At 28.6% G+C, this 14,657-nt stretch carries 16 protein-coding genes; 4 read left to right on the forward strand and 12 right to left on the reverse strand.

The annotated features are described in order from the left end of the window. Window positions 1-169: 169 nt before the first annotated feature. Window positions 170-1,750 (forward strand): ClC family H(+)/Cl(-) exchange transporter, encoded by a 1,581-nt coding sequence (locus D2A34_RS17350; protein WP_182629409.1) that lies wholly within the window; start codon window positions 170-172, stop codon window positions 1,748-1,750. 147 nt (window positions 1,751-1,897) lie between these two features. Here the strand turns inward: D2A34_RS17350 and D2A34_RS17355 are convergent, their stop codons facing one another. The 11 genes from D2A34_RS17355 to D2A34_RS17405 all read right to left on the reverse strand — a co-directional run bounded on the left by D2A34_RS17355 (window position 1,898) and on the right by D2A34_RS17405 (window position 10,878). After that, the gene (locus D2A34_RS17355) at window positions 1,898-2,104 is read right to left on the reverse strand and encodes an alpha/beta-type small acid-soluble spore protein (protein ID WP_079441620.1); all 207 of its coding nucleotides are present in this window, start codon (window positions 2,102-2,104) and stop codon (window positions 1,898-1,900) included. Between the two features lie 310 nt (window positions 2,105-2,414). Next, window positions 2,415-3,143, reverse strand: coding sequence for a DUF421 domain-containing protein (locus tag D2A34_RS17360; protein ID WP_119367414.1), 729 nt, complete (start codon window positions 3,141-3,143; stop codon window positions 2,415-2,417). Between the two features lie 136 nt (window positions 3,144-3,279). Further along, window positions 3,280-3,597: a thioredoxin gene (gene trxA, locus D2A34_RS17365; RefSeq protein ID WP_119367415.1), complete on the reverse strand. Its 318-nt coding sequence runs from the start codon at window positions 3,595-3,597 to the stop codon at window positions 3,280-3,282. Between the two features lie 311 nt (window positions 3,598-3,908). Further along, the gene (locus D2A34_RS17370) at window positions 3,909-4,364 is read right to left on the reverse strand and encodes a DUF134 domain-containing protein (protein WP_119367416.1); all 456 of its coding nucleotides are present in this window, start codon (window positions 4,362-4,364) and stop codon (window positions 3,909-3,911) included. 187 nt (window positions 4,365-4,551) lie between these two features. Next, window positions 4,552-5,016, reverse strand: coding sequence for a C-GCAxxG-C-C family protein (locus D2A34_RS17375; protein ID WP_119367417.1), 465 nt, complete (start codon window positions 5,014-5,016; stop codon window positions 4,552-4,554). A 157-nt stretch (window positions 5,017-5,173) separates the two neighbouring features. Beyond that, window positions 5,174-5,791 carry a hypothetical protein gene (locus D2A34_RS17380; RefSeq protein ID WP_119367418.1) on the reverse strand — a complete coding sequence of 206 codons (618 nt, stop codon included), beginning with the start codon at window positions 5,789-5,791 and terminating at the stop codon, window positions 5,174-5,176. 90 nt (window positions 5,792-5,881) lie between these two features. Beyond that, window positions 5,882-6,814: a serine/threonine protein kinase gene (locus D2A34_RS17385; RefSeq protein WP_242966158.1), complete on the reverse strand. Its 933-nt coding sequence runs from the start codon at window positions 6,812-6,814 to the stop codon at window positions 5,882-5,884. Between the two features lie 424 nt (window positions 6,815-7,238). Then, a complete protein-coding gene (locus D2A34_RS17390; RefSeq protein ID WP_079441625.1) occupies window positions 7,239-7,700 on the reverse strand; it encodes a spore coat protein in 462 nt (153 codons plus the stop codon). Window positions 7,701-7,988: 288 nt separating this feature from the next. Continuing rightward, window positions 7,989-8,795 carry an MBL fold metallo-hydrolase gene (locus D2A34_RS17395; protein ID WP_119367419.1) on the reverse strand — a complete coding sequence of 269 codons (807 nt, stop codon included), beginning with the start codon at window positions 8,793-8,795 and terminating at the stop codon, window positions 7,989-7,991. 127 nt (window positions 8,796-8,922) lie between these two features. Continuing rightward, the gene (lgt, locus tag D2A34_RS17400) at window positions 8,923-9,705 is read right to left on the reverse strand and encodes a prolipoprotein diacylglyceryl transferase (RefSeq protein ID WP_079441627.1); all 783 of its coding nucleotides are present in this window, start codon (window positions 9,703-9,705) and stop codon (window positions 8,923-8,925) included. A gap of 18 nt (window positions 9,706-9,723) precedes the next feature. Next, a complete protein-coding gene (locus tag D2A34_RS17405; RefSeq protein ID WP_079441628.1) occupies window positions 9,724-10,878 on the reverse strand; it encodes an ROK family transcriptional regulator in 1,155 nt (384 codons plus the stop codon). Between the two features lie 363 nt (window positions 10,879-11,241). On the opposite strand from D2A34_RS17405, the gene D2A34_RS17410 reads away from it, so the two are divergent. Further along, on the forward strand, window positions 11,242-12,138 hold the full coding sequence (locus D2A34_RS17410) for a cation diffusion facilitator family transporter (protein WP_079441629.1): 897 nt from the start codon (window positions 11,242-11,244) through the stop codon (window positions 12,136-12,138). A gap of 127 nt (window positions 12,139-12,265) precedes the next feature. Here the strand turns inward: D2A34_RS17410 and D2A34_RS17415 are convergent, their stop codons facing one another. Continuing rightward, on the reverse strand, window positions 12,266-13,531 hold the full coding sequence (locus tag D2A34_RS17415; RefSeq protein ID WP_119367420.1) for a ferredoxin reductase family protein: 1,266 nt from the start codon (window positions 13,529-13,531) through the stop codon (window positions 12,266-12,268). A gap of 328 nt (window positions 13,532-13,859) precedes the next feature. On the opposite strand from D2A34_RS17415, the gene D2A34_RS17420 reads away from it, so the two are divergent. Next, complete coding sequence (locus tag D2A34_RS17420) at window positions 13,860-14,291, forward strand: hypothetical protein (protein ID WP_119367421.1); 432 nt, start codon at window positions 13,860-13,862, stop codon at window positions 14,289-14,291. A gap of 200 nt (window positions 14,292-14,491) precedes the next feature. Further along, window positions 14,492-14,653: a hypothetical protein gene (locus D2A34_RS26820; RefSeq protein ID WP_169896802.1), complete on the forward strand. Its 162-nt coding sequence runs from the start codon at window positions 14,492-14,494 to the stop codon at window positions 14,651-14,653. Window positions 14,654-14,657 lie beyond the last annotated feature (4 nt).

Here is a 14,657-nt window from a genome sequence, read left to right on the forward strand (position 1 = left end):
TCTTTTTTATTCTAATAAATTAGTATAAAATTTATAGAAGTTCTTACTCTTCTATAAAATTTAAAGTATCTTATACTATTAACATACGCTTATATATATGATAACATATATATGTTTGTATGATTATATACAAAATAATTTTTTCATCTAATGTATTGGGGGAATAGAAATGGAAAATAAACAGAGTACCTATAATACTTTGTTTCATTGGCATAGTTTTAAGCTAAAACTTGTTTTTGAAGGAATATGCATAGGTATCGTTACTGGTTTATTAATTGTGCTATACCGTTTAGCACTTGAAAAAGCAGGCATTGTATTAAATTATATTTATAAGCTTATATCAATTAATCACCTTATTATCTTACCATGGATTCTATTAGTGATAATCATCGGTTACTTAGTTGGATTGATGGTGAAAAATGAGCCTATGATTAGTGGAAGCGGAATTCCTCAAGTTGAAGGAGTTTTACTTAGAAAACTAGATATGAAATGGTGGAAAGTAATTTTGGGTAAGTTCTTCGGAGGCATTCTTTCAATAGGTTCTGGACTTTCATTAGGAAGAGAAGGCCCTTCTGTTCAATTAGGTGCAGCGGTTGGACAAGGATTTAGTAAAATATTTAAAAGAATAAAACTTGAAGAAAAATATCTTATTACGAGTGGTGCAAGTGCAGGACTTGCAGCCGCATTTAACGCTCCTTTAGCTGGAGCAATGTTTGCTTTAGAAGAAGTTCATAAAAATTTTTCACCATTAATTTTACTTTCTGCACTATCCTCTGCATTATCAGCTGATTTTATTGCAAGCAGTTTCTTTGGACTAAAACCAGTCTTTAATTTTGGAGATTTTGCTACACTGCCACTTAATTTTTATCTGTATGTAATTATACTTGGCATAATTGTTGGAGTGCTTGGAGTTGTATTTAATAAAGTTCTTTTAAAGACTCAAAGCTTATACTTAGAACAAACCTGGCTAAAAAAAGAATTTAGAATCATAATTCCTTTGTTATTCTCAGTAGCCTTAGGTCTTTTATTACCAGAAGTTTTAGGTGGCGGCCACGAATTAATTACATCATTAACTGAAAATAACTTTTCTTTTACATTATTAGTTATTATTCTAATTATTAAATTTGCATTCACCATGGCTAGTTTCGGTTCAGGTGCCCCTGGTGGAATCTTCCTACCCTTACTTGCGATTGGAGCACTAATTGGAAATGTATATGGAGAAATTCTTATGCATATTGCTCACTTGGACAGTATTTACATAAATAACTTTATAATATTGGCCATGGCTGGATATTTCGCTTCAGTAGTCAAGTCGCCAATAACTGGAACAATCCTAATTACAGAAATGACAGGTTCCTTTAATCATTTGCTCGCTTTAGCTATTGTTTCTATAATAGCATATATTGTAGCAGACGTTCTTGCTTCTAAACCTATATATGAAGCATTACTAGAAAAGTTTTTGCAAAATCAAGGTAATAAAACATCCATTGGTGATAATATAAATAAAGCTTTACTTGAGTTCGCTGTATGTATGGGATCAAAGTTAGATGGTAAACAGATTAAAGAAGTAAAATGGCCATCTCGCTGCCTCCTTGTGGCTGTTAGACGTGGTGAAACCGAACTAATCCCTAAGGGAAATACTATGATTCTACCAGGAGACTATTTAACCGTCCTAACTAATGAAGATAGAGTTTCCAAAGTAAATGATGAGTTCATATCAATGTCCGAAACTCCTGATACTCTAACATAAATATCTGATAGTTTAATTTATCTTAATCAAGAAAACTAAAAAGCCAGTAGAGCAAACATATAAATAATATATCGCTCTGCTAGCCTTTCTTTAATTTATGAAAAGTATTTTTACATATAATTAGCTATCTTCTTTGTTGATTAATTATTATAAACCTTGTTCATAGCTTTCTATCATGTGTTTTACCATGTTTCCACCAACATATCCATTTTGTCTTGAAGAAAGGTTTCCTTTATCAATTTGTTCATAGTCATGTAAACCTACTTCTGAAGCAACTTCAGCCTTTAATCTGTTTAATCCTTGTCTTGCCTCTGGTACTAAAGTTCTGTTTCTTCCACTGTTATTTGATGACATATACATCTACCTCCCTTAATAATATTAATTTTGTTTGGCAGTAATATCTTAACCATTACCGAAAATTATAATCTACAAAAATATTAGTAAAAGTAGTATTCATGACTTGTATTGGATTACTTTAGAATATATGCAATTACTTTATAAAACTTCTTTTACAATTGTTATCCCAATATCTTTATCATGTATTCTATATCAACACTTTCTTAAAACTTCTCCAAATTCTACTAATTATTTTACTTTAAATGTAAATAATATACTCTCTTAATTAATTTTTAATCATTATTTTAGTAATATTCTTTATTAAGACTTAATTATATATTGGAGGAATACTTCCTTTATCACTCATATAATTCTCAAGAGAAACGTGAAGTTCTTTCTTAGTGTTTACAGATGCAAAGAAAACTTCATCTAAATTTTTCACATCAAGATTTTTCAATTCTTGCTGTAACCAATCATTAGAAAGTTCAAGTTTAGCAAGCACATCTTCATACACCTTCCCATCAATTATTACCGGATACGACAATGACGAGTTCTTTTTTTCTAACTTCATGTCTTCTATTGTAATGTTTTCCTTATTAGGCTGCTTTAGTATAGATAATTTACCGTTTGCTTCAATAATCCCTAAATATACATCCTTTATATCAAATATCCCCTGTTCCCTTATCATTTGTAGTAAGTTATCTATTGAATAACGCAGTCTTTTAAGGTTTCTTTTTATTAATTTACCGTCTACAACAACTATTGTAGGTTCAAAAGTAATAATATGACCTAACTTTCTATACTTAATTACAAGTTTTGAAACTACTATCTGTGATAGTCCTATTAGCACAATAGCTACTGCAGTATGAATATGAGGTATTTTAGGATCTGCTATATCAGCTCCAACCACTGCTCCGAAAGTTATTATTACAAGAAAATCAAAAACCGGAAGCTCTCCAATTGAACGTTTTCCCATACAAAATGTTACTCCTAGCATCAGTGGCAGGATTGTTACTATTCTTATCCCTACTACTAGAAGTTCCTTAATTAATTCCATATAAATACATCTCTCCTTAATGATATCATCCGCAGTGTTAGTGTTACCAAGTAACTTAATAAACATTCAAGTTCACTTTTTGACAAAATTAATATAGACTTCTCATTATTTTTATAATGAGAAGTCTATGAAAATTTTATAAGTGTGATTTAACTTTTCTACTTATATTTTCTCTTGGCATAAAGCCTGCTAAATTTTCCACTGGAACTCCGTCTTTAAAAATAATCATAGTTGGAACTGCTGCTATTCCATATTTTTGAGCTATTCTACTGCTCTTATCAATATCTACTTTAAAAAATTCAGCTTTATCCACCATTTCATTACTAACCCCTTCGAATACTGGGCCTAACATTTTACAAGGACCACACCATGTCGCAAAAAAATCTACAACTACCACACCTTTAGTGTTTTCAACTTTTTCAACAAACTCATTACTATTTATTATTTTAGCCATATTAAATTCCTCCATCTTCTAATTTCCAAATGATTTATAATTTCATTATAAACTCATCTTATTTTTATTTCTGTGATTTAGTTACTTATGGTAAAAAATAATTTTTCTGTTCTACTATATTAATTATTATTTACATATACCATTTATAAGCTTAATACAATATATAAATAGCATATAACAATAACAGATTCTGGTGATCATGACTGTCATAATAAATAAATAAAAAGTTCACAAACAAAAAAATAATAGACCAATATATATGTATACTGGATCTATTATTATTTTTCATGCTTATAAGTCTTAGCTTTAAATTATTCATTAGCATCTATGTTATTACTTCTACACCAATTTTTGCAGAATCCTGCTTTTTTACTACACATAACCTTCTCTGAACCACAACTTGGGCAAATGGCTCTGTCTTGATCATAATTTATTTCATAGATTGTTCCACATTCAGCACATTTATATTTGCAAAGCTTTGTAGTATAATGACCGCCGCTTATCCTTATTGCCTTACCTTCTGTTAAAGCAGTAGCTACCTTTTTCCTTGCACTATCTATAATGTTTTGAAAAGTCTGCCTTGATACCTGCATTTTTTCAGCACACTCTTCTTGATTTAAATCTTCAATATCCTTTAATCTCATTGCTTCAAGTTCTTCTACTTTTAAAACAATTTCTTCAATTTGACATTTTGGTTTTCCACAGGGTACAAAATAATCATCTTTCGGGAAAAATTCAACTCTTCTAAATTTTGTTGGTCTTGCCATTCTTTATCCTCCTAGGATTATAATATATTCAAACCGATATAACACCTAAATCTGCTATCACTATTTATATGTAATTATACTAGATTTAATAAAATGCTTAAAATTTGCATATATAGTAACAAAACCACGGTATTACTACTAAAAATGTGACTCTAAATTTTCTATGCATTATAAATATACATTTTATCTAAATACCATTTATTTCATGTGATTTTATATATTCATATATTATTTCTGCCGCATCACCAACAATTTCTGCACAAGGGCGTTTCTTATAATATTCATCTGTTCTTTCTTCTGGTATATAACTCTCTTTTTGAACAGATAATCCTAAAAGATCTCTACAAACTATAGAATTATTCTTCTCCTTAAATTGTTCAGCTAACTCTTGAATTCTCTTATAATGTTCAGTTTTAGATAAACTATCCTTCGGATCACTATAACCATATTTCATACCAGCTACCATAAACATACCACTCACTGCTCCACATACCTCACGCAATCTTGCCATACCACCACCAAAAGAAGATGATAATTTAAGTGCTGTTTCAAGGTCAATTCCACACTCTTCACAAAAAACTCCAAATACTGATTGAGAGCAATTGTATCCTTGCTTAAATAATTCCATAGCACGTTCCCTTATATTATCCATTTATATCCATCCCCTTTTAGAAATTTTCAATAATTCAAATTATAAAAATGTGATTAATCATTTTATTAAAATTATTAGCATTTGACAATTACATATTACTCCATTTAATTTTTAATGTCAAATGCCAATAATAAAATAAATATTTATTATGAAATCATTAGGTCTTTTCAATTCCTTTGCTTTCAACTTCATTTTCTGCATCCATCATATTAACTTCATTAAATATATCTTGTATGAATTTCTCAAAGTTTTCCCTTTGAGTATGCTTATTATCTTTATATATTTCTTTTGAGGTTAATATACTATTTAATTTTTCAGCATCTAATGTGCTCAAAATTTGGAATTTGTCCTTTTCATATAAATCTCTTAAAGTTTTTCCTATTTTTAAAAGGCTTTCATAATAAATTCCACTTGAAAATCCTCTGATTATTGATTCATTAGTATATTCGCTGGCAAAAAATAAAGATTTAGCTAGCCACCCCTCATCTGCAATTCCCATTCTGGTGGTATTTGTTAAGACAAAATTCAAGTATTCTGTGAACTCAGTAAATTCACCGGTCATAGTCTTTATCCCTACAATAGGATACCATAATCCTTTGATTTTTCCGCTATTGGTTCCTGACGATCTAAAAAAAGCCAGAGTTACTTTTTCTATTCCGTAAATATATTCAATACTTACATCAATTAAGCCAATCATCCTAAAAGGTTCATTAGAATACTTATTAGCTCTGAAACTTTCATTATATATTTTTAATATTTCTATTGAATTTGACATAATACATGCCTCCTTCACTTAATCTTTTGCTTATTGCTGAATAGACCATGTGATGTTAAAGATATAATCTCAAATCACATGGCTTATATTCTAAAATTTATTCATATTTTTGATTTTTTCAAGTTGTTTTTTTATTTCTTCAATATTTCCGTAACTTTTTTCGATACCCATAAGTCTTTTTAGAAATATCTCTTCTTCGGAATTTAAATCAAGTTCTTCAAACCAAGGTCTTTCTTCTAATTCATTTTCTTTATATGATGAATAATATAAATGAATTAGAAAATCACCTATAAACCAATAATCCATCTCTCTCACATATTTTTTATTATCTATAATTCTAGCTAATCCAAAATCAATTAGCGATAATTCTTTGCTTTCTTTCAATATTACGTTAGGAAGTCTAATATCTCGGTGCACAAAATTATTATTATGCAGTACCTCTACTAATTCTAAAAGTTGTCCTCCGATTTCATAAATCTCATTTCTACTAAATTCATACCCATCCCTAACTAACAAGTCTTCAAACACTTTACCTTCTATATATTCTAAAATATAGCCTTCCCTATATTCATCTTTGAAATTTGATATAAACCTTGGGAATTTAGGATTGTTCAAACCTTGTAATATTTTCTCTTCATAGAACAATTTTTCTCTAGTTTTTTCAAGCATATCTTCTTTTAATTGTTTAATTACAAACTTTTCATATTTGTCATTGATAGCTAAATATGCTATCCCGTATCTTCCCTCACCTATTACCTTAAGAATTAAATATCCATTTACTATTTCATTGACGTGGTAATACCTATCCATATTAATAATCTCTATAGAAAATTTATTTAAAATGCTATTATCTGCTATATGATTCGCTATATGGTCTGCTGTGAGAATAGCTTGCATTGCTTCGTGATTTACTGTCGCTGCTTTGTGACCTACTGTCATTACTTCTTGATTTACTTTCATTACTCTTTGATCTGCTAGCGCTGCTTCTAGAATGACTTGAATCACTTCTTGATTTACTGTCACTACTATTAGATTTGCTTACCTTATAATAATCATGCCCTTTATATGACTCATTTTGATAAAACCCCATATAAAACACCTCTTTTGTATTTTTTAGCTATAATAAGCTATTGTTTTAATTATATATTATGAAAGATATTTATGTAATGTTCCATAATTTCGCCAATAATATATACTACATCTTTTCCTTTAGCAATAACTGAATTGGTCTTACATACTTGTACACATTCGCATATGATTAAAAATATATTCATTCTAAAAGTTTATAAAACCCCCTTCAAATGTCTATATACTAATTGATATATATGATACTTCTTCAGTAATTTTCATAGCTTCTTGTGAATTAAATTAAAGAAATGATAAAAGCACAAAAAAGTTTTTACTTGAAAATTGTAATCTTTTTTGTGCTTTTATTAATATTCAAAGTCTATTGAACATTATACATGCCTTTACTCTGCATATACTTAAATATAGATTCGCCATGTTTTTGTTCTTCTTTTTGGATATGATTTAATACATCACGTACTTGAGTATCTTTAAATTCAAAGATAGCAGTATCATAAGTTCCAGAAACATATTTTTCTGCCATTAATAAATCTGAACATATATCTTTGTCTGATATATTACTAGGTACTGATTGAGTATTATTCATATTTTGTGCAGCACTTTGATTTTGCTGTTGATTCATTTGTGGAATATTACCACTTAATAATTGATTAATTGTATCAAGATGCTGCCTTTCAATTTGCCCATTATTATTACATATTTGTTTCAATTGGTTATCTTGTGCCGCATTTGCATAATTAGAATACTTTTGTATACAAATTTGTTCATGACTTTTTTGATCTTCTAACAACATTCTTTCTTTTTGAGTTAAAGTTACATTCATAAATAAACACCTCCAAATTTTATTTTGTGGAGTTTTTATTTTTTTATGCCTTCGTAAAGATTAATTTCAATTATTTCTTTTAGTATTTGAAATTAATTACCCTATCCATATAAGTCTTTTGAATTTCATTTGTACTCCCTACTTATTTATATTTACAAAAAATAAAACATGATATAACACAACCTTCAATTTACACCTCGTTGTGTTATACCATGTTTTGTTATATTATCTATTAGTTTATTATTCGATTCAAAAATTTTGTTGTCAAATGCCAAAAAATATATTGACTTACCATTTTATTTCTAATCCTACGCCTACTTCTCTAATGGGAACTGATTTATGTATTTCTGCTTTTACAATAAAAGAAGTACAATGACAAGGATATAATTCCTTTATGTTGTTTTCCTTTAAGTAGTTTATAGTTTTATTTACCTGTTCGTTTACTTCAAATAAATGAAAGCCCCCAATTATGCCTAATATTCTATTATCTTTGCAGACCTGTTTTGCATATTCTACAATATTACATATCCCACTATGAGAACATCCTGTAACGATGTAAATGCCATTTTCACTTTTGTATACAAGTGCTGTATCGTCCATTACATAATCATCCACGACTGTATCCCCGTTAATTTGCTTGCCAATAGGTTTTCTACTTTCAAAATTATTGTTTTGAGGTATTTCTCCTAAAAAAATCAGATTTTTACTCACTCTTATAGGTTCTTTGGATAGAATCAAATTGCATTTTCCCTTTAAATCCTCCTGTAATATAGGAGAACAAATTTTCAAATTACTAATTACTTTTTCTTTAAATGCATCTGGGTGAGCAATTATATTAATATTATTTCTATTGTTTTGAGCAAAATAATATTGTAATCCTCTTGTATGATCATCATGACCATGTGAAATTACAATGGCATCTATATTTTTTAAATCCACACCTAATTCATATGCATTTTTAATAAATAAATCTGAATATCCTACGTCTAACAATAACTTTGTATCTTCATCTTCAATATAATATGAAACAGCAGGTTCTCCACAATAATATTGGTCAATATATGTATAGTTGTCTACTAAAACTTTTAATTTCAATTCCCTCTCCTCCACTTAACATAACTAATTTTCATATGTATTACATACTTTCTTTAATATATCAAGTTAAAATTCTAATCTGGAATTTGCTACATAACATCTGCAATTAAATATTCTTGCCATCCCATCATTCTTTACACACTTTTCTCTTTATTACTCTTTTATAATAACTTAAGCCTATAAACACTATCCATAAAACAACTCCACTTAAACTTACTAATTGAGCCATCCTAATACTTCCTAGCATTAAACTATCCGTTCTCATTCCTTCGATTATAAATCGGCCTATTGAATATAAACCAATGTATGTAAAAAATGCTGCGCCATTGACCTTGCTTTTTCTTAATATAACCATTAATATCACAAACACTAATAGATTCCAAGTTGATTCATATAAAAAAGTTGGATTATAATATGTTCCATTTATATTCATTCCATTTTGAATAAACATTGGAAAATGCTTAATAAATTCATAACTTACAGCATCTCCATGTGCTTCTTGGTTAAAGAAATTCCCCCATCTCCCTAAAGCTTGTGCTAAAATAATTGAAGGGGCCGCAACATCTGCAAATTTAATAAAACTAAGTTTCTTAACCTTTGTATATATTAATGCTGTTCCTAATGCGAAAATCAGACCTCCATGTATAGCTAGTCCACCATTTCTTATATTTATAGCTTCAATAATATTATTTCTATAATGATCAAATTCAAAAATTACATAATATAATCTTGCACCTACTATACCAAATGGAAGAGATAACAATACAATATTTAACAAATTATCAAAATCAGCATCTCTCCATTTACAGTTATATTGAGATATAACTATTCCGAGTACAATGCCGGTTGCAATTAATATACCATACCACCTAATATCGAAGCTTCCAATTGAAAATGCTACTGGATTCATAATTCCACTTCCTATCTTTTATTTTTTTATTTTCTCTATAACCATAGCACACGCTCCTACTGCTATAGATGTGTCTTCAAAGTATCCGCTATCTCTAAATTCAATATCATTACTTTTTATATGACATTTTTCAAAAGCGATTTCCTTCGCTGTATTATAAAATAACTTTGAACATTCCACTAATGGGCCACTTAGAATTATTAATTCAGGGTTAAATAACTTCATATAGTTTGAAAGTCCAACTCCAAAATATAATGCTGAATTCTTAATAATATTCATAGCTATTTCATTGTTTTGTTCTGCTAAACTGCAAACATCTCGATAATTAAGGTTATTTAAATCTTTGTTTAATCCAACTGGATTAATTTCCTTCATCATGCTAATAAATCTTTGTGTTATATTTGATATTGACACATAGCTTTCTATGCATCCATAATTACCACATGAGCATAACTCTCCATTAACTTCAACAATCATATGCCCAAAAGCATCTTCTGAATTATCAATTGTACGAATTAAAGTACCGGATGATATAATACCTGTTCTAATGCCCACACCACAGTTTATATATGCAATATTGTCTTTACCTTTTCCAATTCCAAATTTATGCTCCCCAATAACAGCTGCATTAGCACCATTATCTATACATATTGGTACATCAAATTCTTTACGTAAAGTTTCATATAAAGGGTATATTTTGAATCCACTAAATATACCTATTCCAATTCCAACAATTTCTGATTTTTCTATTTGCAATCTCATACATAATTCTTTTATAGTACTAGGTATAAATTCAGAAATAGTCTCAATATTATATTCATTACTTAATAACCTTTCTTTTATTATTTTTAATTTCAAGTTTGTTATAACAACTTTAGTGTAAATACGAGAAATGTCTATTCCAATTATATAAAGTCCCTCTTGATTTATATCATACAAACTAGGTTTTCTACCGCCTGTAGATTCTCCTATATGACTCTCTACAATAATTTTTTCATCAAGTAATATTTTAAGTTCTCTATTCAATGTCGTTAATTTTATATTGCTTTTGCTTGCTAATTCATTTTTAGCTATAGGACCGTTCTCTTGTATAATACGAAAGATATATTTACACCTATCATTTAATGATTCAAAGCTTTCAAATGCTTCCAGCACACTCACTTCCTTTCTCATATAATAGGATATCACCTTTTGACCATTTTGGAAATAAGATTAAATCTATTTTAACAAACGCTATTGCTATTATCTTTCCTTAATTTTATTACATATTGCTTCATTCCTTCTCCATATATGCCATCTAAATTTCCAGGATAATAAGCGTCTTCTTTCATTTCTCTTTGTAACTCAAAAATATATCCAAAACATTCTCGGTCACTTTAGAACTTGGACAATCATCAATGGTTATATAATAGCTATTATTATCAATTGATAATACACTTCAATAGTTATACCTTGACTTTTCTTGCATATAAATATATTATATTATTGATTTGTTTATCAAATGATAATACTTATTTAAATATGGGGGAGTTTTATATGAATGCAAAAGTTAAAGCTGCAAGATTATCTCTTTTTTCAAATAGCATCCTAATAACTTTAAAGTTAATTGTAGGGCTTGCTACTGGTTCAGTAAGCATAATATCCGAAGCCATACATTCGACTATGGACTTATTAGCCTCTATAATAGCGTTTTTTTCTGTTAAAATATCTGATAAGCCAGCTGATGATATACATCCTTACGGGCATGGAAAAGTAGAAAATATTTCTGGTGTAATTGAGGCCCTCCTTATACTAGTAGCTTCTGTTTGGATAATAGTTGAAGCAGTAAAAAAATTAATAATTCCTGGAGAAGTAGAATCAATAGGACTTGGCTTTATAGTTATGTTTATTTCTTCTGCTATAAATTTTGTAGTTTCTAGAAAACTATACAAGGTAGCTAAGCAAGAAGATTCCATAGCCTTAGAAGCAGATGCCCTTCACTTGAAGGCTGATGTTTATACATCATTAGGTGTGGGAATTGGTTTGTTCCTTTTATGGATAACTAAATTTAACTTTTTAGATCCAATTGTAGCTATTTTAGTTGCTATATTTATATTAAAAGAAGCTATTGAGCTATTAATATCTGCATTTAACCCACTTTTAGATGTCAAATTATCTAGTGACGAAATTAAAGTTATTGAAAACAGTATAAATAAATTTTCTGCTATTTACTGTAACTACCATAACTTTAAAACAAGAAAATCCGGACGAGTTAGATATATCGAATTACATTTGGTTTTTCCTGAAAACATGCGAATTAAAGATGCGCATGACGTATGTGATAAAATTGAAAATGATATAAAGAACTCTTTAGATAACTCTGAAATTATGATCCATTTAGAATCTTCTGAAATTAGTTCTAGTTGTGATAACTGTAAAAATAAATGTGATTAAAATTACAATTTTAATTATATTCTCGATATAATCATAAAATTTATATACCTCTATAACACAAATAAAGCGATGGATTAAACATATTCCCTCGCTTTATTTATTAATTCACCTTAATTATTAATTACAATTATTTAAATTGAAAATGTTCATAGTTAAAAATTAAAACCCTAAACTTGCTATTCTTAAATTGCTTTTTTAAATTTTCCCTCATTGGTTTAGGCCCACAAAAATACACGTCTACGACATCTTTTATATTTACAGATTTGCTTATTTCTTCTACTGATAAAAATCCTTTTTCCTTTGAATTAAATAGGTGTATTCTTAGGTTATCCTTACTTAAAGCTTGTAATTCATCTGTATAGGCACCTTCTTCTGCATTATTGTATGCATAGAAAAAGTCTACAGAAAAATTATCATCTATATTAGACTGAGCAAAACTTCTAAAAGGTGTTACACCTATTCCACCTGCAATCCATATTTGATTTTTTGCCCCAGATTTATAATCAAACTTACCATGTGGTCCTGACACTATAAATTCAGTTCCTATTTTAAGTTTCTCAGTTAATACTTTAGTATCATCTCCTAGTGCTTTAATTGTAAATTGAATTTCTCCTTTTTTAGGCGCCTGACTTATTGTAAATGGATGGGATGGAAATTTACTATCCTTATTTAATACCTTTAAGAATGCAAATTGCCCTGGTTTAAAATCTATGTCATTTCCAAGTGACGCTCCAGTTATCTCTAAAGTTCCATTTGCTACCTTTTCTAAATTCTGCACTTTATATTTATATTTAAATGAAAGTTTTTCATAGAAGAATATACTATATGCTACAGATACAATTCCTATTAAATTTATAATGTCTAGCCATACGGAATATGGTTTAAAAGAAAATACAGCATAAGTTGCACTTCCATAATAATGATAAATTCCAAAAGCATATGGAATAATCATAATTTTATGAATGACTTTCCATCTTTCATAATTTAATTTTTTTGCAACAAGAGCAATAAATATAAGAGCTATAAATAAATACATACTAAATGACCCAAACATTGCATAAGGATCCTTTACTCCTTTTATCCCTAATGCCCTTTCAGTCTTTTTCCCAATATCTATTGTGACATTATGAAGTATAACTAGAACAAGTGCAGATATACTTAAATATTTATGATAAATATACGACTTATCTAAGCCGTCAAATAAATTATCTAATATTTTATGCCTAGTAGAAATAAAATTAATAAATGCAAATGCAACTAAAGAAAATGATGCTAATAATTGAGAATATCCCGTCATAGGTGAAATCTCTCTTACTGGTTCCATAAATAGCCAGGCCATCCAAGTTATCACTATGCTTAACAGAACAATTATAATCCCTAATTTCTTTTTCATAAGTACCTCCTATAATTTAAAAATAAATAATCGTATTTAATATTTAATCAGATAAATAATACTAATAATCTATAAATAATTATTATTTATAGATATAATTCTATAACTTTCTTAAAAATCCTTTTAAATTTATTATAGTATTGCTAAACTTTTTTTATTCAATATTATACTCTTAATATACTCGTTTTCCGTTTATCTCTTTTAATAACGAGTTTTCTCGAAACATAAATTAATCCGAACTTACTCATACATTAAGTATAATCTATAAATAAATTAAGCAAAATACTAGTAAAATTTAATTTGTTGCAGCAAATAAGGAGGAATTTAAATGCATAGAGGTACAGCTGGCTTTTTGGGTGGTGTAATAGCAGGCCTTATAAAATTAGCGATTGATCAAATTGCAGTTTCTATCAACATATCTTCTTCTAGCATGATATATATTATTTCTAGGATATTATTTGTCACAAGCGGAATATATTCGTTTATTAGCTATATTATCTACATCTTATTTACTGGTTTACTAGGTTGGATCATCTCAAAAATCATAACTGGAATATTAGTTAACTTTCTTTATTGGGGAACAGTTGCCGGTATAACTATTTGGGCACTAATGAGCAGCATATTTTTGCTTTTAGGAACAATCGATCCTACTTGGTCAATAAGCTTTGGTACAACTGTAATAAACTTTTTCTCTCATATTGTACTTGGGGTGATAATTACATATGCAATCTCTATTTCACGGACAGAAGTAAATCATTAGCTATATGCTGAAAAACAATAACTAACATTGAAAATACATTCACTATAACCTATTTATTATTAATACTATAATAATCTTTCAAAGTGATAAACTTCCTGTTATAAACCCAAGAAATAAAGGTAAAATATATTTGTTAGCTAAATCACTCATATCTAAATTCTATTAATTAATATTTATGAAAATGAAAGGAGAACATAACTATGGTTAGAAACGCATATGACGTACAAGGTTTAAAGATACTAAATTCTAATAATTCAGTCCAAAGTTCCGCTAGCAGCGTTTACTCTGGCAGTGCTAAAAAATCAGCTTCTAAGAAAGGTAATATGACAAGTTCTTCAGATTCACCAGAAAGTTTAAAGTAAATCT

The sequence above is a fragment of the Clostridium chromiireducens genome, assembly GCF_003575225.1.
Taxonomy (GTDB): Bacteria; Bacillota; Clostridia; order Clostridiales; family Clostridiaceae; genus Clostridium; species Clostridium chromiireducens.